Genomic DNA, 20,228 nt, shown 5'->3' on the forward strand with positions numbered 1-20,228 from the left:
CGCCTGCCAGACAGGACTTGGGACCTGGAAAAGGGCCGTGTGTTACTTCGTCGGCTTCTTGCCTGTCACACCGAGGTGCACCAACAGCGCCAGGTTCGGCTTGAGTTCGGCCTGCTTGACGCCCCAGGTCTGGAACCCCTTCTGGTGTGCCGCCACCGCCGCGAGCATCGCGACCAGTGAGCCGGCCACCGCCGCCGGGTTCACGTCCTTGTCGACCCGGCCCTTGGACTGGAGTTCCGCGATGGAATCCACGAGGGAGTTGTTCACCGAGTTCAGGATCTTCATACGGATCTTGTAGAACCGTTTGTCCCCCTCGGCGGCGCCGAGGTCGACCACGCGCAGGATCGCGTCGTTCTTCCGCCAGAACTCCAGGAAGCCGTCCACGAGTTCCTGCGCGGTCTGCCACCCCGCCTTGCCGGCCCAGCTCCGGCCCTCCAGGAGCGCGGTCAACCCGGCGCCCTCGGCGGCCATTTGCTCGGCGATCTCCAGGACGGCACCTTCGACGTCCGGGAAGTACTGGTAGAAGGTCGCGGGCGAAGTTCCCGCCTTCCGGGCGACATCGATGACCTTGACGTCCCGGTAAGGGGAGGAGCTGAGCATCTCGCTGAGGCAGTCGAGCAGCTTCTGCCGGGTCGCCTGCCCACGCCGGCCGGCCACGCGGCCGTCGACGGTACGCACTTGTCCTGTCATGCCGTCAGCTTACCGAGGGGTGATCGGAGCGCGATTCGGCCGACTGCAAATGGGGTGCATGGGTGCATCGGGGGTGGTGTGGCTGGTCTGCGGGGTGCGCGCGGCGCGGTTACTTTGGCGACATGGCCGAAAACAGGGCATCGGTGTACGGAGAGGGCGTCCCCTGCTGGGTGGACGCCCAGCTTGCCGACGTCGAGGCGGGCAAGCGGTTCTACGGTGAGCTTTTCGGGTGGACCTTCGAGGAGGCTCTGGGCTCCTCGGTGTGGGCCCTGCTGGACGACGAGCCCGTCGCCTCGCTCGCGCCCAAGGTGGACGGCCGGATGCCCACCGTCTGGACGGTGTCCTTCGCCACTCCGGACGCCGCGGCCCTCGGCCGGCGGATCGCCGAGGCCGGCGGGCAGGTGGTCATGGCCCCCTTCCCGGTGGGCGACCTCGGCACCGCCGCCCTCGCCGCGGACCCCCAGGGCGCGGTGTTCGGCCTGTGGCAGGCGGGCAGCCACCCCGGCTTCGGGCGGCGGCACGAGCCGAACACCTTCGTCTGGGTCGAGCTGTACACCCGCGACACCGCCGCCGCCAACACCTTCTACGGCGCCCTCTTCCACGAGGCCCTGTTCGGCGCCGGTGCCGAGCCCGACTTCGGCCGCGCGGACGTCGCCGACGTCTTCCCGGTCGAGATGCCCCCGCACTTCGTCACCCACTTCCGGGTCGCGGACCTGGACGACGCGGTCGGGGCCGTACAGCGGCTCGGCGGGCGGGTCCAGGTGCCACCCTTCGAGACGTCGTACGGACGAGTGGCCGTCGTCACCGACAATCAGGGGGCGTCGTTCGCGGTACTGCAGCGGTGAGGCAGGCGCCGAGGCAGGCACTACGGCGATGAAATGACCCTATTCGGCACGAGACACCCCGATTCATCACCGGGTTCGCAACCAGCCGCCCGGCCAGGAAGAATCAGGGTGCGTGCCGCCATGGCGGTGCGGTGGTGAGACGCTGCACTTCGGTCGCGTACATATGTGGGTGGCGCGGCTCGTACGGGGAGGTGGCAGGCAAGTGGTGGATCAGCTGACGCAGCACGATCCGCGGCGGATCGGGCCGTTCGAGGTGCTGGGCCGGCTGGGGGCCGGCGGCATGGGGCTGGTCTATCTGGCACGCTCGGCATCCGGCCGGCGCGTGGCGATCAAGACGGTCCGCACCGAGCTGGCCGAGGACCAGCTCTTCCGGGTCCGCTTCACCCGTGAGGTGGAGGCGGCCCGGGCGGTCTCCGGCTTCTACACGGCGGCCGTCGTCGACGCCGACCCGCGCGCCGCCGTGCCCTGGCTCGCCACGGCCTACGTCCCCGCACCCTCCCTAGAGGAGATAGTGAACGAGTGCGGGCCGCTCCCGGCCCAGGCGGTGCGCTGGCTGGCGGCGGGCGTGGCGGAGGCCCTGCAGTCCATCCACGGCGCCGGGCTGGTCCACCGCGACCTGAAGCCCTCCAACGTCCTGGTGGTCGAGGACGGCCCCCGGGTGATCGACTTCGGCATCGCCTCCGGTGTCTCGAACACCCGCCTGACGATGACGAACGTCGCCGTCGGCACCCCCGCCTACATGTCCCCCGAGCAGGCCAAGGACTCCCGCAGCGTCACCGGCGCCAGCGACGTCTTCTCCCTCGGCTCCATGCTGGTCTTCGCGGCCACCGGCCACCCGCCCTTCCACGGCGCCAACCCGGTCGAGACGGTCTTCATGCTGCTGCGCGAGGGCCCGGACCTCACCGGGCTGCCCGACGAGCTGCGCCCGCTCATCGAGGTCTGTATGCAGATGGAGGCCCCCGGCCGCCCCAGCCCTGCAGACCTCCAGGCCCAGCTCGCCCCGCACCTCTTCGGCTCCGGCTCCGACGACAGCGGCACCGCCTCCGCCTGGCTGCCGGAGAAGGCCGTCGCCCTCATCGAGTCCCGCCGCGGCGGCCGCCCCGCCGCCAAGCCTGCCCCCACCGCGGCCGGCCCCCGCAGCGGCGGCCGAGGGGCCGTACCCCCGCCGCCGTCCTACGACCCCGCCGTGCCGTCCCCCGCACCGTTCGGCCCGGTGGGTACGGCGGGCGCGGTGGGCGCACCCGACACCGGCCCGGTCCGGCTGGCCGGCGCCCAGGTGCCCATCGGCCCCGGCCCCCGGGTCGCCGACGCCCGCGCCGCCGCCGTCAAGGCGCCCCCGCCGGAGGCCGGCCTGGTCGCCAGCTGGTCCCGCCCCCGCCCCGGCGTGAACGGCGCAGACCCTGCCGTACCGCCCGCGCCCCCGGAGAGCGCCAGCGGCTGGCGCCCCTGGCGCTTCCGCATGTCCAACGACGTCTGGGGCACCCCGTCCGTCGACGGCGACCTCGTCTACGTCACCTCCTTCGAGGTGCACGCCCTGGACGTGGGCACGGGCCGCCGCCGCTTCAAGACGAGGGACGTCGCCTGGTCGATGGCCGTGGCGGACGGCCGTATCCACGCCTCCGACGGCCCCACCCTGTTCGCCCTGGAGGCCCGCGAGGGCGCCGATCTGTGGCGGCTGTCCACGGACGCCTGGGTGTACTCCCTGCACGCCGACCGGGGCACGGTCGTCACCGGCACCCGTGGCGGCGGCGTCCAGGCCTGGGAGGCCTCCGGCGGCCAGAAGCTGTGGGAGATCACCGGCTGCCAGACCGACTTCGAGTCCCCCGAGGCCGGCCCCGCCGTCCACGACGGCACCGTCTACGTCTGGCAGGACGCCCGGCTGCGCGCCCTGGAGGCCCGCACCGGCGAGGAGCGCTGGTCGTACCCCATCGGCGACGCGGCCTCCTGCGGCGGCGTCCCGGTCCGCATCACCCCGGCCCCCGACGGCTACGTCTACGTCTCCGCCGGCACCCGCGTCCTCTCCATCGACGTGGCGAGCGGCATGGTGCGCTGGCACTTCGAGGCCCCGGCGGTCTTCCTCTGCCCGCCCGCCTTCGCCCCGGGCCCGGCTGTCACCGGCGGCGGCATCTACCTCGCCGACTACCTGGGCACGGTCTACGCCTTGGACGCCACCGACGGCCGCGACCGCTGGCGCATCGCCACCGAGGCCCGCTCCTCCATCGAGCCGGTCCTGGTCGCCGCCGGCCATGTCCACGTCGGCAGCGGCAAGGGGCTGTACACCCTGGACGCGGTCACCGGCACCCCCAAGTGGCGCTTCCAGGCCGGCGGCGACGTCGTGGGCGCCCCCGCGGTGGCCGAGGGCCGCATCCACTTCGGCTCCACCGACCATCTCCTCTACACCCTGAAGGCCGACGACGGCCGACTCCGGTGGAAGCTGGCCACGGGCGGCGAGATCACCGGCTCCCCGGTCGTCAAGGACGGAGTGGTGTACGCGTGCAGCAAGGACCGCTGCGTGTACGCGCTCGACGCGGAGAAGGGGACGGGGACGGCGCGGACCGCCTGAATGCGTGACGGCCGTCGTACCGGTTTACACGGAAGGGCTCCAGACGGCGGCCGTCTCACGGCTGACGCTACCCCCGGCGCCGAGCACCCGCCAGGTGGTGCCACCGGTCGCTAAGGTGATGGCATGCACATGCAAACACGGACGCGCGCACTCAAGTTCACGGCCGTACTGACCCTCGTGGTGCTCAGCCTCACCGGCTTCTCGACCGGCCGGCACCACAGCCGCCACGGGAGCGGGAGCGGGGGCGGGTGCAGCAGCTCCCACCAGGACCACGACAGCTCGTCGTCCACGTCGGGGAGCGGGTCGTACGACGACTCGGACGACGACAGCTACGGCAGCAGCAGTACGAGTACGAGTGGCAGCACCAGCGGGGGTTACTACACCCGGCGCCCGACCCACCGGGCCACCTCCACCCCTTCCGGTGGCAGCAGCAAGCGGCTGGAGGACGGGACGGCGAAGCTGATCAGCTGTGCGACCGGGAAGAAGCCGTATGCGACGGTCGAGATCACCAACCCGAACAACCGCGAGGCCGAGTTCCAGGCCCGGGTCACCTTCTACGACGACGAAGGTACCGAGATTCTCGACAACGCCTCCTACACGGTCACGGTGCCCGCGAAGGGCAGGGCGACCACCCAAGTGACGGTCGGTGAGCGCCTCCTGCTGAAGGTCGACCACTGCGAGGCGCACCCTGAGGCCCAGGTCAGGCCCTAACGCACCCGATACTCCCGCGGTCGCCCCGCGAACAGCTCCGCCTGCCGCTCGGCCGGCAGATTGCCGAGGGCGATGAGATGCGGCGCCTGCGCGAACGCCTGCGCACGTGCCGCGTCCTTGGCCGCCCACAGGGCCCGTACCGTCCCCTGGACGCCCTCCGTCGGATACCCGGCGATGACGGCGGCGCAGCGCACGGCCGCCTCCAATGCCCCGCCCGGCTCGGCCAGTTCGGACACGAGCCCGATCTCGTGGGCCCGCCGGGCGGAGATCCTCTCGGCGGTGCCCATGAGCATCATCCGCGCGACCTCCCCGTACGGCATCTGCTGGGCCATGAGCACGGACTCGTAGGCGCTGACCATGCCGTACGTGGTGTGCGGATCGAAGAAGGAAGCCGTGGTGTCCGCGACGACGAACTCGCTCTCGCCCAGCAGATAGAAGGCTCCACCGCAGGCCATCCCGCGCACGGCGGCCACGACCGGCTTCCACAGGTCGTTCGCCTTCGGCCCGATGCCGAGCAGCGGATCGTCCTGCATGTACGGCGACGAGGGCTGCGGCACGACGAAGTCCCGGTCGATGCCGGTACAGAAAGCCCGCTCCCCGGCCCCCGTCAGGACAACGGCCCGCACGGAGTCGTCGAACCGCAACTCCCGCCACACGTCGGCGAGTTCCCGGACCATGTCGAGATCGACGGCGTTGAGCCGCTCGGGCCGGTTCAGGGTGACGACGGCGACGCCGGTGTCCTTGTCGACGGAGAGCCGGACGGTGTTCACGCCGGCACCCACTGCGGAAGCCCTGCGGAGAAGACCACTTGAACCCGGCCGCCGATCCTGATGCGCCGCGGATCGAGGGAGTTGAGGGGCGCCCCTGCCCGGGCGACCAGATTCCCGACCAGCCGTATCCGGGGCGCGTCCTCCAGCTCCACGACGACCACGTTGTACGGCGCCTGCTCCGCGTACTCGGGCAGCAGCGGCGGGTGCGGCACCACGTACGACCACACGCGCCCGCGCCCCGAGACCGCCCGCCACTCGCTCGCGAAGGACTGGCAGTGCGGGCAGCAGGGCCGGGGCGGGAAGCGGGGCTCGCCGCAGTCGGTACAGGCCTGGACGCGCAGCTCGCCACGGGCGGCGTACTCCCAGAAGGGGGCGCCGTCGGTGTCGGTGACGGGGGTCAGCATGGCTGCCTCAACTCCTCAGGAGAAGCGCGGAGGTGGGGACGCCTTCACCCGCCGTGACGAGACAGGTGGCGGCCTCGGGAACCTGCGCGGTACTGGTGCCGCGCAGCTGCTTCACCCCTTCGTTGATGAGGTTGAAGCCGTGCACATAGGCCTCGGAGAGCCCACCGCCCCCGGTGTTGAGGGGCAGCCGCCCCCCGATCTCCAGGGCGCCCTGCTCGGTGAAGGCCCCGCCCTCGCCCCGCCCGCAGAACCCGTACCCCTCCAGCGAGAGCGGTATCAGGGCCGTGAACGCGTCGTAGATCTGCGCCACGTCGACATCCTCCGGCGTGAAGTCGGCGTGCTTCCACAGATGCCGGGCGGCGGTCCAGGCCGGACCGGTGAGGGGGTCGTCGTTCCAGTAGTTGACCATGCCGTGGTGCTGGGCGGGCAGGCCCTGGGCGGCGGAGTGCACGTAGACGGGCTTCTTGGCGCAGTCCCGGGCGCGCTCCCTGCTGACGACGACGCAGGCCAACGCCCCGTCCGTCTCCAGGCAGTTGTCGAAGAGGCACAGGGGCTCGCTGATCCACCGGGAGGTCATGTACATCTCGCGGGTCAGCGGCCGCTCGTACATCACGGCGGCGGGATTCTGGTTGGCCCGGTTCCGGCAGGCGAGGGCGACATTGAACAGGTGATCGCGGGTGGCGCCGTACTCGTGCATGTAGCGGCGGGTGAGCATGGCGATCTCGTCGGCGGGCCGGAGCAGCCCGAAGGGCCGGGTCCACTGGGCCGGGGTGGGGAGCTGAACGGCGGTGTTGGTCCAGGGCCGGGGCCCGCTGCCACGCTTCCGCGACCGCCAGGCGACCCCGACGGTGGCCTGCCCGGCGGCGATGGCGGCGGCGAGGTGCGCGACGGTCGCACAGGAGCCGCCCCCTCCGTACCCGACCTTGCTGAAGAAGGTCAGATCACCGAACCCGACAGCCTTCGCCAGCTCCACCTCATCCGTCTCCTCCATGGTGAAGGAGGCGAGGGCGTCGACCTCGCCGGGCGAGATCCCGGCGTCGTCGAGGGCGGCGAGCACGGCCCGGCAGGCGAGGGTCTTCTCATCCTCCGGCAGCTGCTTGGCGAAGGAGGTCTGCCCGATCCCGACGATGGCGGTGGCATCTTTCAGCCCCGTTCCTGGCATGGTGCACCCACCCTTCCTCTGCTGACAGTCCGTCAGGTTACAGCTAATCTGACGGTCAGTCAGCTACGGCGTAGGGGGCTGCTATGAGTGACTGGGGCACCATCCCGGGTCTGGTGCGATGGTCGGCCGAGCGGTACGCGGACACCGAGGCGGTGGTCGAGGGCCGTACGAGGATCACGTACGCGGAACTGGGCGCACGTGTGGAGCGCGCGACGGCGGCGTGCATCGCGAGCGGCGTGCGGGTGGGCGACCGGGTGGCGGTCTGGGCCCCCAACTCCCTGGACTGGATCGTCGCGGCACTGGGCGCGGTGTCGGCGGGCGCGGTGCTGGTCCCGCTCAACACCCGCTTCAAGGGCACGGAGGCGGCGGACGTGCTGCGCCGTAGCCGGGCGAGGCTGCTGTTCGTGACGGGCACGTTCCTCGGCACGTCGTACGTGGCGTCGCTGCGCCGGGCGGCGGGGACGCCCGACGGTGCGGGCCACCCGCTCCCCGGGCTGCCGGCACTGGAACAGGTGGTGGTGCTGTCGGACGACGCTCCCCAGGACTTCCGTACCTGGAAGGACTTCCTGGCGGGAGGGGAGGGGGTGGGGCAGGCCGAAGTGCTGGACCGGGCAGGCAAGCTGGACGGCCGGTGCCTGTCGGACATCATCTTCACCTCGGGCACGACGGGCCGCCCCAAGGGCGCGATGATCAACCACGAACAGACGCTGACGGCGTACGAGATCTGGGCGGACCTGGCCGGCCTGCGCACCACGGACCGCTACCTGATCATCAACCCCTTCTTCCACACCTTCGGCTACAAGGCCGGGGTGATCGCGTGCCTGATGCGTGGGGCGACGATGATCCCGCAGCCGGTGTTCAACGTGGACACGGCACTGGCGAACATAGCGGCGGAACGGGTGTCGGTCCTGCCGGGCCCGCCGACCCTCCACCAGTCGCTCCTGGATCACCCTTCCCGCGACGCCCACGACCTCTCGGCGCTGCGGCTCGTGGTGACCGGGGCGGCGGTGGTGCCGTTGCGCTTGGTGGAACGCCTGCACGGCGAACTGGGCGTGGGGACGGTGCTGACGGCGTACGGCCTCTCGGAGGCGAGCGGCATCGTGACGATGTGCCGGCGCGGCGACGACCCGACGGTGATCGCCTCCACCTCCGGCCGGGCGATCCCCGGGACGGAGGTGAGGGTGGTCGACGCGGGGGGCGCCCCGGTGCCGCCCGGCACACCCGGGGAGGTCCAGGCCCGGGGCTTCACCATCATGCGCGGCTACTACGAGGACCCGACCGCGACGGCGGAGGCGATCTCCCCGGACGGCTGGCTGAGCACCGGCGACATCGGCGTCCTCGACCCGTCCGGCAACCTCCGCATCACGGACCGCCTCAAGGACATGTTCATCGTCGGCGGCTTCAACGCGTACCCGGCGGAGATAGAGCAACTGCTCGGTGTGCACCCGGATGTGGCCGACGTGGCGGTGATCGGCGTACCCGACGCACGACTGGGCGAGGTCGGCAAGGCGTACGTGGTGCGCAGACCAGGGTCGGTACTGACCTCCGACGACCTGATCGCCTGGTCCCGCAGGGAGATGGCGAACTACAAGGTGCCGAGGGCGGTGGAGTTCGTGGGGGAGCTACCGAGGAACGCGAGCGGGAAGGTCGTGAAGGGGGAGCTGCGGGGGCGGTGAACCGGCAGGTGTTCGGACACACCTCGGCCGCGGCGGCTCCCCCTCCGCGCCGCCGCGGCCGATCCCCGTCGGGTCAAAGGTCTGGTCAGGCCTTCTCGTCGGTGGCGTGGGTGTTGTCCGGAGTGGCCACGCCGGTGTCCTCGCCCGCCGCCAGGGTGGCCGGCTTCAGCGGCTCGCTGGTGGCGTGCGTGTTCAGCGTGGTCACCTCGGTGGCCGAGGTCTCCGTCTGCGTCGTCTTCTTGGCGTCGCTCATGACTGCTCCCCTGATGCTCTGTGCGATAGGTCAGAAAGGCCCGCTCGGCAGCTCCCCCGAGGCCACCGAGCGGGCACGTATGGGCCGGTACACCTTAAGGTGCGCCCATATGACGTCCCGCCTGCCCCCCGACGCGGCGGAACGACACGACTCAGAGTGCCGTCCGGCGATAAACGAACGATGAACGTGCAGGAGCCCGCTCTCAGGCCAGCGTGAGCGGCTTGAGCAGAGCCCTCACCTCATCGGCTTCCGGTGCACCCAGCGCCTCGAAGATGGCCAGCGCCTCCTGCAGGCAGACCTGAGCACGACCGCTCTGCCCGATGCCGCTCAACGCCCGGCCGAGCGCCGTGAGTACGTTTCCGCGCCGCCACTCGCCGCCGATGCCACGGAGGAGGGTCAGCGCCGACTCCGCGTGGGTGGCGGCCTGTGCCAGACGCCGGGCGGCGAGGTCGACCTCTGCGAGGCGGAAGAGGGTCATGCCCTCCCAGAGCCGCTGTCGGCTGTCGCGGAACAGGTCGCGGGCCTCTTCCAGGCGTTCGGCGGCCAGTTCGAGCTGACCGCTCTGGGTGAGCGCGAGTCCCAGCGCATAGCGTCCGTTGGCGCCCTTGAAGGCGTGGCCCATGTCGTCGTACATGTCCGTCCCCTGCTGGGCCAGGGACACCGCGCTCACGGTACGGCCCGTTGCCAGGTGTATCCGCGAGAGGTTGCACAAGGCGCTGGCCTCACCGGGCCGGTCCCCAGCGGAACGGAAACTCTCTATGGCCCGCGTCAGATGGCCCTCGCCGACGTCATACCGGCTTTGGTACAGGGCGATGACCCCGAGCATGTTGGACGCCCAGCACTGGGGAAGGGGATCGTCCGCCACTTCCGCCAGCCGCACGGCCTCGGCGGCCTCTTGCCCCGCCAGTTCGAAGCGGCCGGACATGTGGTGGCCGTTGGCCAGCGTGACCAGGGCGCGGGCCTCCGCGCGCTCGTCACGGCAGCTCTGCGCGGCGGCACGGACCGCGGTTCCGGTTGCCTCGTACTCCTTGGAGTTGGCTCCCGATTCGGCGAGGTCGATGGCTGCCCACAACAGGTCCACGGCCCGCCTCAGCTGATCGGGCCGGGTCGACTGACGTACGCACGCGAGCAGGCAGATCGCCTCGGAATACAGCCAGTCATGAGCCCGATGCCGGTCCTCGAAGACCAACCCCGGATACTCGGTCGGCTCCAGGTGGTCCACCAGCCGGTCCCCCGGCCGCTCGATCGTGTAGACCCCCGCCGCCGTGGCCAGATAGAAGTCCAGCAACCGGGACATCGCAGCCTCCCGCTCGCCAGGCGCCTGCTCATCCCTCTCGGCGCAAGCACGCGCGTAGAGGCGGACCAGGTCATGGAAGCGGTAGCGCCCCGGTGCCGCGGACTCCAGCAGCGAGGTGTCGACGAGGGACTCCAGCAGGTCCTCCGTCTCCTCCGCGGGCAGATCCAGGACCGCCGCGGCCGCGGCCAGGGACATGTCCGGGCCGTCGGCCAACCCCAGCAGGCGGAACGCCCGGGCCTGGGCCGGCTCCAGCTGCCCGTACCCCAGCTCGAAGGTGGCCTTGACCGCGAGGTCGCCCGCCTGGAGTTCGTCCAGCCGGCGCCGTTCGTCGGCGAGCTTCGCCGCCAGTACCGACACCGTCCACGTGCGCCGCGCCGCCAGGCGGGATGCCGCGATGCGGATCGCCAGGGGAAGGAAGCCGCACGCCGCCACCACGTCCAGCGCCGCCTCCCGCTCCGCCGCCACCCGCTCCTCGCCCACGATCTTCGTGAAGAGAGCGAGGGCCTCGTCGGGGGACATGACGTCGAGGTCCACCAGGTGGGCCCCGGCCAGGTCCAGCATCCGTACCCGGGACGTCACCAGGGCTGCACAGCCCTCCGTGCCGGGCAGCAGGGGCCGTACCTGTGCCGCGTCCTTCGCGTTGTCGAGCAGGACGAGGACCCGGCGGCCGTCCAGGACCGAGCGGTACAGGGCCGCGCGCTCCTCCAGCGAGTCGGGGATCGCCGAGTCCGCCGTGCCCAGGGCGCGGAGGAAGGAGCCGAGGACCGTCTCCGGTTCTGCCGGGCGCGGCCCCGCCCCCTGCAGGTCCACGTACAGCTGTCCGTCGGGGAAGGCGGGACGCGCCCGGTGGGCGACGTGGACCGCCAGGGTCGTCTTGCCGACGCCCCCGATCCCGGCCAGCGCCGAGACCGCCATCACCCGGCCCGCCGCCGACGCCTCCGACGCCGACGCCAGCACCTCGCTCAGCTCGCCCACGAAAGCGGCCCGCCCCGTGAAGTCCGGGACGGAGGCGGGGAGCTGGGCCGGGCGTACCGGGACCGCGGCGGGCTCGGCGGCCGGGGCGGAGGGTTCCGCCAGGGCCGGGTCGGCCTGGAGGATGCGTTGCTGCAGTTCCCGTAGGCCGGGGCGCGGGTCCACGCCCAGTTCCTCCGCCAGCAGGCGCCGCGTGTCCGCGTACACGGCGAGGGCCTCCGCCTGGCGGCCGCTGCGGTACAGGGCCAGCATCAGCAGCTCGCGGAACCGCTCCCGGAGCGGGTGCGCGGCCGTCAGGGCCGTCAGTTCGGAGACGGCCTCGGCGTGGCAGCCCTGCTCCAGGTCCATGTCCAGGCGGGACTCCAGCAGCTGGAGACGCCACTCCTCCAGGCGGACCCGTTGGGCGTCCGCGTACGGGCCGGGGACTCCGGCCAGGGGCTCGCCGTCCCACAGGGCCAGGGCGCGGTTCAGCACCTCCCGCGCATGGCACAGATCCCCGGCGCTCCGGGACTTCTCCGCCTCCGCCGCCAGGTCCTGCGCCACCGCCAGGTCCAGCGCGCCCTCGCCCAGCGAACGCACCGCGTAGCCGCCGGACTCGCTCGCCAGGACCCCGGGGTCCAGGATCTTGCGGAGCCGGGAGGCGTACGTGCGCAGTGCTGCCAGCGCCTGCGACGGGGGCTCGTTGCCCCAGAGCGCGTCGATCAGCTCCGCCGCCGTCGCCGTACGGCCCTCGCGCAGCAGCAGGGCGGCGAGCAGGGCGCGTTGCTGCGGGGAGCCGGTGTTCAGCGGCTCCCCGCCGCGCCAGGCCCGCACCGGACCGAGCACGCCGAAGCGCAACGCCGCCGGCTCCGCGATGGCACTGGCCGCGGAGCCGGAACGCCGCTGCTCGGGTACTCGCGGCCCACCGTCCATGCGTTCGCCCCCCTAGGCATCACGAACAACCCCGTCAGTTTGCCTTGTTCCGGGCGGTTGCGTCAGCCGGGGGAGACGCCGATCACAGGCCGGTACACCTCAGTACACAAGGCCCTCACACGGTCTTCGCACACGGTAGGGCCGCCTCACTAGCTGACGGACCGTCAGATCGGCGCTACCGTGAGCGCCATGGAGACGCAGAGCACCCAGCACATCCGGAGCGACTTTCCTCGGATCATCTCCGTCGACGACCACACCGTGGAGCCCGCGAACGTCTGGCAGGACCGGCTCCCGAAGAAGTACCTGGACACCGGGCCACGCATAGTCCGCGCCCCGCTGAAGGAAATGACCTTCCTGGGCGGGCGGTTCAAGCCCGTCATGGGCCGGCCGGGGGACGACGGCCCGATCGGCGACTGGTGGGTCTACGAGGACCTGCACCGGCCCCTCACCCGGCTCGACACCGCCGTCGGGTACGACAGGGACGAGATCAAGCTCGAAGTCATCACGTACGAGCAGATGAGGGCGGGGTCGTACGACGTCGCGCAGCGGCTCGCCGACATGGACGTCAATCACGTCCAGTCCGCCCTGTGCTTCCCGACCTTCCCCCGCTTCTGCGGGCAGACCTTCACCGAGGCCCGGGACCGGGACCTCGCCCTGCTCTGCGTGCGCGCCTACAACGACTGGATGGTGGAGGAGTGGTGCGGGCCGGCGGCGCGGGGGCGGCTCATACCGCTCACGCTGATCCCCCTGTGGGACGCCCACCTCGCCGCGGAGGAGGTCCGGCGGAACGCCGCCCGTGGCGTCCGGGCCGTCGCCTTCTCCGAGATACCCCCGTACCTGGGCCTGCCGTCGATCCACGGCGACGACTGGGACCCGCTCCTCGCGGCCTGCGACGAGACCGGAACGGTCGTCGCGATGCACATCGGCTCCAGCAGCCGGATGCCCTCCACCTCGGAGGACGCCCCGCCCGCCGTCGGCTCCACCATCACCTTCGCCAACTGCTGTTTCTCGATGGTGGACTGGCTGATGAGCGGCAAGTTCGAGCGTTATCCGAACCTGAAGGTGATGTACGCGGAGGGCCAGATCGGCTGGATCCCGTACATCCTGGAGCGCGCCGACGTGGTGTGGGAGGAGAACCGCGGCTGGGGAGGTGTCGCCGACAAGGTCCACCGGCCCCCGTCCGAGACCTTCGCCGACCACGTCTACGGCTGCTTCTTCGACGACGCCTTCGGGCTCCGCAACCTCGACTCCATAGGCGTCGGCAACGTCCTGTACGAGACCGACTACCCCCACTCCGACTCCACCTGGCCCAAGTCCCGCGAGGTCGGCGAGGCGCAGATGGGGCACCTGCCGGCGGACGTGGTCGAGCGGATCGTGCGGGGGAACGCCATCGAGCTGCTGGGGCTCACGAAGGACGGACTGTGGAGCGGGTCCCGGTGAGCCGTCGGCTGGCCTACGGGATCCAGCTGCCCGTGCAGTCCCAGAGCACCCTCTACACGGAGGGCTGGGAGGCAGCCGCCGGGCCCGCCGACCTGGTCGAGATCGCGCGGGCCGTGGACCGGGCCGGGTTCGACTACCTCGCCTGCTGCGACCACGTGGCCATCCCGCGCCGGCTGGCCCCGGCGATGAGCACGGTCTGGTACGACCCGGTCGCCACCCTCGCCCATCTCGCCGCCGTGACCGAGCGGGTCCGGCTGCTCAGCCATGTCGCCGTCGTGGGCCTCCGGCATCCCCTGCTCAGCGCCAAGCAGTACGCCACCCTCGATCACCTCTCCGGGGGGCGGCTGATCCTCGGCGTGGGCGCGGGGCACGTACGCGAGGAGTTCGAGGTCCTCCAGGTGGACTTCGAGCGGCGCGGGACCGTGCTGGACGAGGCCGTCGACGCGCTGCGGGCGGCGCTGGGGCCCGAGGAGTTCCCCGAGCACCACGGCAAGCTGTACGACTTCGCCGACCTGGGGCAGCGGCCCCGGCCCGCGCAGGAGCACGTGCCGATCTGGGTCGGCGGCTCCTCGCCCGCGGCCGTCCGCCGGGCCGCGCTGAAGGGGGACGGCTGGCTGCCGCAGGGCGACCCGCGGGACCGGCTGCCCGCGCAGATCGACCGCCTCAAGGCCCTGCGGGAACAGGCGGGCATCGAGGCTCCCTTCACCGTCGGCGCCATCACCGAGCCGCTGTACCTCGGAGACGCCGACTGGCACCTCGGGCGGCGCACCCTCGCCGGCGCGCCGGAGGAGATCGCCGAGTCGCTGCGGGCGTACCGCGCGCTGGGCGTGCACCAGATCCAGGTGCGGTTCCGCAGCCGGAGCCGCAGCGAACTCATCGACCAGATCGGCGTGTTCGGGGCGGAGGTCGCGCCCCGACTGGACTGAGGAGCAGGCATGGGCAAGCTGGACGGGCGGGTCGTCATCGTCACCGGGGCGGCGCGCGGACAGGGCGAGCAGGAGGCGCGGCTCTTCCGGGCGGAGGGCGCGCGGGTGGTCGTAGCCGATGTGCTGGACGACCAGGGGGAGGCGCTCGCCAAGGAGATAGGGGCCCTCTACGTCCATCTCGACGTGGGCACGGAGGAGGGGTGGCGGGAGGCCGTCACGGCCGCCAAGCAGGCGTACGGGCGCATCGACGGGCTGGTCAACAACGCGGGCATCCTGCGCTTCAACGCGCTGGTGGACACCCCGCTGGACGAGTTCATGCAGGTCGTGCAGGTCAACCAGGTCGGCTGCTTCCTGGGCATGAAGGCCGTCGCGCCGGAGATGGCGGACGGCGGGACCATCGTCAACACCGCCTCCTACACGGCGCTCACCGGGATGGCGGCCGTGGGCACGTACGCGGCCACCAAGCACGCCGTGCTCGGGCTGACCCGGGTGGCCGCGCTGGAGCTGGCGGGCCGGCGGATCCGGGTCAACGCCATCTGTCCGGGCGCCATCGACACGGCGATGTCGAACCCGGCCCGGCTGGACCCGGACGCGGACCCGGAGGAGATGAGCCGGGCCCTGGACGAGCTGTACCGCAAGCTCGTGCCGCTCGGCCGGGTCGGGCAGCCGGAGGAGGTGGCCCGGCTCGCCCTGTTCCTCACCTCGGACGACTCCTCGTACATCACCGGGCAGCCGTTCGTGATCGACGGGGGGTGGCTGGCGGGGGTCAGCGTCATCTGACTGGTCATCAGCTATTGACCCTCCGTGCGGGTGGTGCGACAGTCGCACGGAACTGACGGTGTGTCAGAAACCATGAACGGGACGGTGAACCGCCGTGGAATTCGGGCTCTTTGTACAGGGATACGTGGGCAAGCGCGCCGAGACCGACCCGCTGGCCGAGCACAAGGCACTGATGGAGGAGACCGAGTACGTCATCCAGGCGGACAAGTCGGGCTTCAAGTACGCCTGGGCCTCCGAGCACCACTTCCTCGAGGAGTACTCGCACCTCTCCGCCAACGACGTCTTCCTCGGCTACCTCGCCCACGCGACGGAACGGATTCATCTGGGATCGGGCATCTTCAACCCGCTCGCCCAGGTCAACCACCCGGTGAAGGTGGCCGAGAAGGTCGCCATGCTGGACCACCTCAGCGAGGGGCGCTTCGAGTTCGGCAGCGGGCGGGGCGCCGGCAGCCACGAGATCCTCGGCTTCCTGCCCGGCATCACCGACATGAACTACACGAAGGAGATCTGGGAGGAGACCATCGCCGAGTTCCCGAAGATGTGGCTCCAGGACGAGTACGCGGGCTTCCAGGGCAAGCACTGGCAGCTGCCGCCGAGGAAGGTCCTGCCGAAGCCGTACGGGAAGTCGCACCCGGCGATGTGGTACGCGGCCGGGTCGCCGCCCTCGTACGCCATGGCCGCGAAGAAGGGCCTCGGCGTGCTCGGCTTCAGCATCCAGAAGGTGTCCGACATGGAATGGGTGCTGGAGCAGTACAAGACGGCGGTCGTGAACGCGGAGCCCGTCGGGGACTTCGTGAACGACAACGTGATGGTGACGACCACGGCGATCTGTGCGCCCACCCACGCCGAGGCCATCGAGATCGCCGTCAACGGCGGGCTGCACTATCTGCCCTCGCTGGTCTTCCGGTACCACGACACCTTCCCGCGGCCCGAGGGGTTCCCGGTCTGGCCGGAGACGCTGCCCCGGTACACGCCGGAGTTCGTGGAACTCCTCGTCGAGGAGGAGCTGCTGATCTGCGGGGATCCGGACGAGGTGCTGCGGCAGTGCAAGCGGTGGGAGCAGGCCGGCGCCGATCAGCTGAGCTTCGGGTTGCCGGTGGGGGTGCCGAAGGAGGAGACGCTGCAGACGATTCGGCTGATCGGTGAGCACGTGATTCCGAAGATCGACACGGATCCGGTGCATCGGACCTCGCGGTTCCGTCAGGCGGTATGAGGGGGCTCCCGGCATGTTGGACCACCTGATCAAGGGGGCCACCGTCGTCGACGGGACCGGTGCCCCCGCCCGCACCGCCGACGTCGGCATACGAGGCGGCCGTATCGCCGCCATCGGCGAGATCACCGAAGGTTCCCGCACCAGCGAGGACGCGCACGGCCTCGTCCTCGCCCCCGGCTTCGTCGATCCCCACACCCACTACGACGCCCAGCTCTTCTGGGACCCGTACGCCACGCCCTCGCTCAATCACGGGGTGACGACCGTCGCGGCCGGGAACTGCGGCTTCACGCTCGCGCCGCTGCATCCCGACCGGCCCGAGGACGCCGACTACACCCGCCGGATGATGTCCAAGGTGGAGGGCATGTCCCTGGTGGCGCTGGAGGAGGGGACGCCGTGGAACTGGAGCGGCTTCGGGGAGTATCTGGACGCCCTGGAGGGGCGGATCGCCGTCAACGCCGGGTTCATGGTGGGGCACTGTGCGCTGCGGCGGTATGTGATGGGGCCGGAGGCCATCGGCGGGCAGCCGAGCGCCGAGCAGCTGGAGCAGATGCTGCGGCTGTTCCACGAGGCCATGGACGCGGGGGCCTGGGGGCTGTCCACCACCCAGTCCAGCACGCACTCCGACGGTGACGGACAGCCCGTGGCCTCCCGGCACGCGCGGCCGGACGAGCTGCTGGCGCTGGCCCGGGCCGTCGGGGAGCACGAGGGCACCCAGATCGAGGCGATCGTCGCCGGCTGTCTGGACCAGTTCAGCGATGCCGAGATCGATCTCTTCGTCGAGATGAGTGCGGTGGCGGGACGGCCGCTCAACTGGAACGTCCTCACCGTCGACGCGGCCGTCCCGGAGCGGGTGCCGCGGCAGCTCAGCGCGAGTGAGCGGGCGCGGAAGGCCGGTGGGCGGGTCGTGGCGCTCACCATGCCGATCCTGACCCCGATGAACATGTCCCTGGGCACCTTCTGCGCCCTCAACCTCATCCCCGGCTGGGGGCCGATCCTCGGGCTGCCGGTGCCGGAGCGGATCGCCAAGCTGCGGGACCCGGCCGTCCGGAAGGAGATGCTGCGGCGGGCCGAGTCGAAGGAGGCGGGTGTCTTCCGGCGGCTCGCGAACTTCGGGCGGTACGTCATCGGGGACACGTACAGCGAGGCCAACCGCGGGCTGACCGGACGGGTGGTCCGGGACATCGCCGCCGAGCGCGGTCAGGACGCCTTCACCTGCCTGGTGGAGATCTGCGCCAACGACGATCTCCGTACGGTCCTGTGGCCGATGCCCACCGACAACGACCCCGCCTCCTGGGCCCTGCGCGCCGAGACCTGGCAGCACGAGGACGTGCTGCTCGGCGGCTCGGACGCGGGCGCGCACCTGGACCGGATGTGCGGGGCGCCGTACACCACCCGGTTCCTCGGGGACTGTCTGCGCGGCCGGAAGCTGGTCGGTCTGGAGCAGGCGGTGAAGATGCTGACCGACGATCCGGCGCGGCTCTTCGGGCTGCGGGAGCGGGGCCGGGTGCGGGAGGGCTGGCATGCGGACCTGGTCCTCTTCGACCCGGAGCGGATCGACGCCGGTCAGGCCACCCTGGTGCACGACCTGCCGGGTGACAGCCCGCGGCTGGACTCCAGGGCGCTCGGCGTGCGGGCCGTGTGGGTCAACGGGGTCGAGGCGATCCGGGACGACGTGGTGAGCGGGGCCGTACCGGGCCGGGTGCTGCGGTCCGGGCGGGACACCGGGACGGTGAGCACCAGGTGAGCGAGGGGCAGCGGCTGTTCGTCGGCGGGGAGTGGGTGGAGCCGGACGCCGGGTACTACCCGGTGACCGACCCGGCCACCGAGGAGACGGTGGGGCAGGCGCCGGAAGCCTCGGAGGAGCAGGTCCACGCGGCCTGCGCCGCGGCCCGGGAGGCGTTCGGGTCGTGGTCGCGGACGAAGCCGGAGGAGCGGGCGGCGATTCTCGCGCGGGCCGCGGAGATCATCCGCGGCCGGCTCGTCCCGTACGCCGAGCTGGCGCGGGCCGAGACCGGGGCGACGACGGGGACGGCCCGGGCGATGCAGGTCGGGGTGGCCGCGGCCCGCTTCCGCCGGTACGCCACGGTGGAGCCCGCCGAGTGGGCGATCGCCCCGCAGATCAACGAGGCCGGGCCGATGGGGAAGGCGGGGGTGATGGGCGCGCTGGCGCTACGGCAGCCCGTCGGGGTCGTCACCTGCATCACCTCGTACAACAACCCGTGGGCCAACCCGGCAGGCAAGGTCGCCCCGGCCCTGGCCATGGGCAACACGGTGGTCGTGAAGCCCGCCCCGCAGGACCCGCTCTCCGTCTACCGGATGGCGGAGGCCCTGGAGGCGGCCGGGGTGCCGCCAGGAGTCGTGAACGTCGTCTCCGGGCGCTCGGTGGCGGTGGGCGAGGCGGCGGTGGAGTCGGACGACGTCGACATGGTGAGCTTCACCGGGTCCACGGCCGTCGGCCGGCGGATCGCCGAGGTGTGCGGGCGGGACATGAAGCGCCAGCTGATGGAGCTGGGCGGGAAGGGGGCGGCGGTCGTCTTCGACGATGCCGACCTCGCCTCGGCCGTGGCCGGGATCGGTACGACGTTCTCCTTCTACAGCGGCCAGATCTGCACCGCCCCGACCCGGGTACTGGCCCAGCGGGGTGTGTACGACCGCCTCGTCGAACAACTCGCCGCCTACGCGGGTCGGTTGAAGGTGGGGGACCCCAGGGAGCCGGACACGGTCGTGGGTCCGGTCATCTCCGCCGAGCACCGGGCGCGCGTGGAGTCGTACGTCGATCTGGGGCGCAAGGAAGGCGCGACGGTGGTCGTCGGCGGCGAACGCCCGCCCCTGGAACGGGGCTTCTACGTCACCCCCACCCTCCTGGCCGACTGCGCGAACGACATGCGGGTGGCCCGGGAGGAGATCTTCGGGCCGGTGGTGGCGGTGATCCCCTTCGACGACGAGGACGAGGGCGTGGCCCTCGCCAACGACTCGGACTACGGCCTCATCGACTACGTCTGGTCGGGCGACGTGGCCCGGGCCTTCCGGGTGGCCCGGCGGCTGAGGGCCGGCGGTGTCGGCGTCAACACGGTCGGCCGCAACATGGAGGCGCCCTTCGGCGGCTTCAAGAAGAGCGGAGTCGGCCGGGACGTGGGCTCCTACGCCCTGCACGCGTACAGCGAGGTGCAGGCGATCGTGTGGCCGGGGTGAGCCGAGGACTCAGTCCGTCAGGTCCACCCGCACCGTCAGCAGGTCCGTGCCGAACGCCCGTACCGCCGCGCTGTTGAAGCGGGGCAGGCCGCGCAGGCGGGTCACGGCGTCGTCCTCCGGGAGGAGGTGGGCGGTGCCGTGGTGCCAGCGGCCGCGGATGCGGATGCGGACGTGCGGGTCGGCCTGGATGTTGCGGACGTACTGCGACTTGAAGCCGAACTCCGAGACGATCCAGAAGGAGTCGCCGACCCGGCGCCCGCCCACCGGCGTCGGCCGGGGCAGGCCGGACGTGCGGCCCGTGGTCTCCAGGATCGTCTGGGCCGGAACACGCCGGTTGAGCGGGTTGGCCACATGGCGCTGGAAGCGGGTGACGATCCGGTGCTTGAGGTCGGCGGACTTGCGTGACATCTCTCGGACTCTCC

Annotated in this window: 17 protein-coding genes; 10 read left to right on the forward strand and 7 right to left on the reverse strand. The window is 71.5% G+C overall.

The features are described from left to right. Positions 1 to 42: 42 nt before the first annotated feature. Positions 43 to 678, reverse strand: coding sequence for a TetR family transcriptional regulator (locus BEK98_RS16410; RefSeq protein ID WP_094217255.1), 636 nt, complete (start codon positions 676 to 678; stop codon positions 43 to 45). Between the two features lie 134 nt (positions 679 to 812). Here BEK98_RS16410 and kbpA point away from each other — a divergent pair, with 134 nt between their 5' ends. From kbpA to BEK98_RS16430, 3 genes are all read left to right on the forward strand, one after another. Continuing rightward, the gene (gene kbpA / locus BEK98_RS16415; protein ID WP_167444181.1) at positions 813 to 1,535 is read left to right on the forward strand and encodes an AfsK-binding protein KbpA; all 723 of its coding nucleotides are present in this window, start codon (positions 813 to 815) and stop codon (positions 1,533 to 1,535) included. Positions 1,536 to 1,737: 202 nt separating this feature from the next. After that, positions 1,738 to 4,098, forward strand: coding sequence for a protein serine/threonine kinase AfsK (gene afsK / locus BEK98_RS16425; protein WP_094217257.1), 2,361 nt, complete (start codon positions 1,738 to 1,740; stop codon positions 4,096 to 4,098). Positions 4,099 to 4,227: 129 nt separating this feature from the next. Beyond that, positions 4,228 to 4,809: a hypothetical protein gene (locus BEK98_RS16430; RefSeq protein WP_094217427.1), complete on the forward strand. Its 582-nt coding sequence runs from the start codon at positions 4,228 to 4,230 to the stop codon at positions 4,807 to 4,809. Here BEK98_RS16430 and BEK98_RS16435 read toward each other — a convergent pair. The 3 genes from BEK98_RS16435 to BEK98_RS16445 are packed head-to-tail and all read right to left on the reverse strand — an operon-like array spanning position 4,806 to position 7,145. Further along, the gene (locus BEK98_RS16435) at positions 4,806 to 5,579 is read right to left on the reverse strand and encodes an enoyl-CoA hydratase/isomerase family protein (protein WP_094217428.1); all 774 of its coding nucleotides are present in this window, start codon (positions 5,577 to 5,579) and stop codon (positions 4,806 to 4,808) included. The two genes, BEK98_RS16430 and BEK98_RS16435, sit on opposite strands and share 4 nt — an antisense overlap. Then, complete coding sequence (locus BEK98_RS16440; RefSeq protein ID WP_094217258.1) at positions 5,576 to 5,983, reverse strand: Zn-ribbon domain-containing OB-fold protein; 408 nt, start codon at positions 5,981 to 5,983, stop codon at positions 5,576 to 5,578. The genes BEK98_RS16435 and BEK98_RS16440 overlap by 4 nt, the downstream gene beginning before the upstream one ends. Positions 5,984 to 5,990: 7 nt before the next feature. Then, positions 5,991 to 7,145, reverse strand: a complete 1,155-nt coding sequence (locus tag BEK98_RS16445) for a lipid-transfer protein (protein ID WP_094217259.1) — start codon at positions 7,143 to 7,145, stop codon at positions 5,991 to 5,993. 83 nt (positions 7,146 to 7,228) lie between these two features. On the opposite strand from BEK98_RS16445, the gene BEK98_RS16450 reads away from it, so the two are divergent. Beyond that, positions 7,229 to 8,821, forward strand: a complete 1,593-nt coding sequence (locus tag BEK98_RS16450) for a FadD3 family acyl-CoA ligase (protein WP_094217260.1) — start codon at positions 7,229 to 7,231, stop codon at positions 8,819 to 8,821. A gap of 85 nt (positions 8,822 to 8,906) precedes the next feature. On the opposite strand, the gene BEK98_RS49020 is transcribed toward BEK98_RS16450, so the two are convergent. Further along, positions 8,907 to 9,074 (reverse strand): hypothetical protein, encoded by a 168-nt coding sequence (locus tag BEK98_RS49020; protein WP_167444182.1) that lies wholly within the window; start codon positions 9,072 to 9,074, stop codon positions 8,907 to 8,909. A gap of 202 nt (positions 9,075 to 9,276) precedes the next feature. Beyond that, complete coding sequence (gene afsR, locus BEK98_RS16455) at positions 9,277 to 12,255, reverse strand: SARP-family global regulator AfsR (protein WP_094217261.1); 2,979 nt, start codon at positions 12,253 to 12,255, stop codon at positions 9,277 to 9,279. Positions 12,256 to 12,444: 189 nt separating this feature from the next. On the opposite strand from afsR, the gene BEK98_RS16465 reads away from it, so the two are divergent. From BEK98_RS16465 to BEK98_RS16490, 6 genes are all read left to right on the forward strand, one after another. Next, positions 12,445 to 13,695, forward strand: coding sequence for an amidohydrolase family protein (locus tag BEK98_RS16465; RefSeq protein WP_094217262.1), 1,251 nt, complete (start codon positions 12,445 to 12,447; stop codon positions 13,693 to 13,695). Then, entirely contained in the window at positions 13,692 to 14,621 is a 930-nt protein-coding gene (locus BEK98_RS16470; RefSeq protein ID WP_244201876.1) for an LLM class F420-dependent oxidoreductase, read from the forward strand. The genes BEK98_RS16465 and BEK98_RS16470 overlap by 4 nt, the downstream gene beginning before the upstream one ends. A 9-nt stretch (positions 14,622 to 14,630) precedes the next feature. Continuing rightward, on the forward strand, positions 14,631 to 15,401 hold the full coding sequence (locus BEK98_RS16475) for an SDR family NAD(P)-dependent oxidoreductase (RefSeq protein ID WP_094217263.1): 771 nt from the start codon (positions 14,631 to 14,633) through the stop codon (positions 15,399 to 15,401). Positions 15,402 to 15,495: 94 nt separating this feature from the next. Continuing rightward, a complete protein-coding gene (locus BEK98_RS16480; protein ID WP_094217264.1) occupies positions 15,496 to 16,614 on the forward strand; it encodes an LLM class flavin-dependent oxidoreductase in 1,119 nt (372 codons plus the stop codon). Between the two features lie 13 nt (positions 16,615 to 16,627). Further along, on the forward strand, positions 16,628 to 18,358 hold the full coding sequence (locus BEK98_RS16485) for an N-acyl-D-amino-acid deacylase family protein (RefSeq protein WP_094217265.1): 1,731 nt from the start codon (positions 16,628 to 16,630) through the stop codon (positions 18,356 to 18,358). Beyond that, complete coding sequence (locus tag BEK98_RS16490) at positions 18,355 to 19,806, forward strand: aldehyde dehydrogenase family protein (protein ID WP_094217266.1); 1,452 nt, start codon at positions 18,355 to 18,357, stop codon at positions 19,804 to 19,806. Before BEK98_RS16485 ends, BEK98_RS16490 begins: the two co-directional genes overlap by 4 nt. A gap of 9 nt (positions 19,807 to 19,815) precedes the next feature. On the opposite strand, the gene BEK98_RS16495 is transcribed toward BEK98_RS16490, so the two are convergent. Then, the gene (locus BEK98_RS16495; RefSeq protein ID WP_094217267.1) at positions 19,816 to 20,214 is read right to left on the reverse strand and encodes a nitroreductase/quinone reductase family protein; all 399 of its coding nucleotides are present in this window, start codon (positions 20,212 to 20,214) and stop codon (positions 19,816 to 19,818) included. Positions 20,215 to 20,228 lie beyond the last annotated feature (14 nt).

It is taken from the genome of Streptomyces diastatochromogenes (genome assembly GCF_002242805.1).
GTDB lineage: Bacteria > Actinomycetota > Actinomycetes > Streptomycetales > Streptomycetaceae > Streptomyces > Streptomyces diastatochromogenes.

Excerpts from the sequence above, each read along its gene's own strand:
- kbpA (WP_167444181.1), top strand. The coding sequence starts at position 813 with ATGGCCGAAAACAGGGCATCGGTGTACGGAGAGGGCGTCCCCTGCTGG.
- BEK98_RS16430 (WP_094217427.1), top strand. The coding sequence starts at position 4,228 with ATGCAAACACGGACGCGCGCACTCAAGTTCACGGCCGTACTGACCCTC.
- BEK98_RS16440 (WP_094217258.1), bottom strand. The coding sequence starts at position 5,983 with ATGCTGACCCCCGTCACCGACACCGACGGCGCCCCCTTCTGGGAGTAC.
- BEK98_RS16445 (WP_094217259.1), bottom strand. The coding sequence starts at position 7,145 with ATGCCAGGAACGGGGCTGAAAGATGCCACCGCCATCGTCGGGATCGGG.
- BEK98_RS16450 (WP_094217260.1), top strand. The coding sequence starts at position 7,229 with ATGAGTGACTGGGGCACCATCCCGGGTCTGGTGCGATGGTCGGCCGAG.
- BEK98_RS49020 (WP_167444182.1), bottom strand. The coding sequence starts at position 9,074 with ATGAGCGACGCCAAGAAGACGACGCAGACGGAGACCTCGGCCACCGAG.
- afsR (WP_094217261.1), bottom strand. The coding sequence starts at position 12,255 with ATGGACGGTGGGCCGCGAGTACCCGAGCAGCGGCGTTCCGGCTCCGCG.
- BEK98_RS16465 (WP_094217262.1), top strand. The coding sequence starts at position 12,445 with ATGGAGACGCAGAGCACCCAGCACATCCGGAGCGACTTTCCTCGGATC.
- BEK98_RS16475 (WP_094217263.1), top strand. The coding sequence starts at position 14,631 with ATGGGCAAGCTGGACGGGCGGGTCGTCATCGTCACCGGGGCGGCGCGC.
- BEK98_RS16485 (WP_094217265.1), top strand. The coding sequence starts at position 16,628 with ATGTTGGACCACCTGATCAAGGGGGCCACCGTCGTCGACGGGACCGGT.
- BEK98_RS16495 (WP_094217267.1), bottom strand. The coding sequence starts at position 20,214 with ATGTCACGCAAGTCCGCCGACCTCAAGCACCGGATCGTCACCCGCTTC.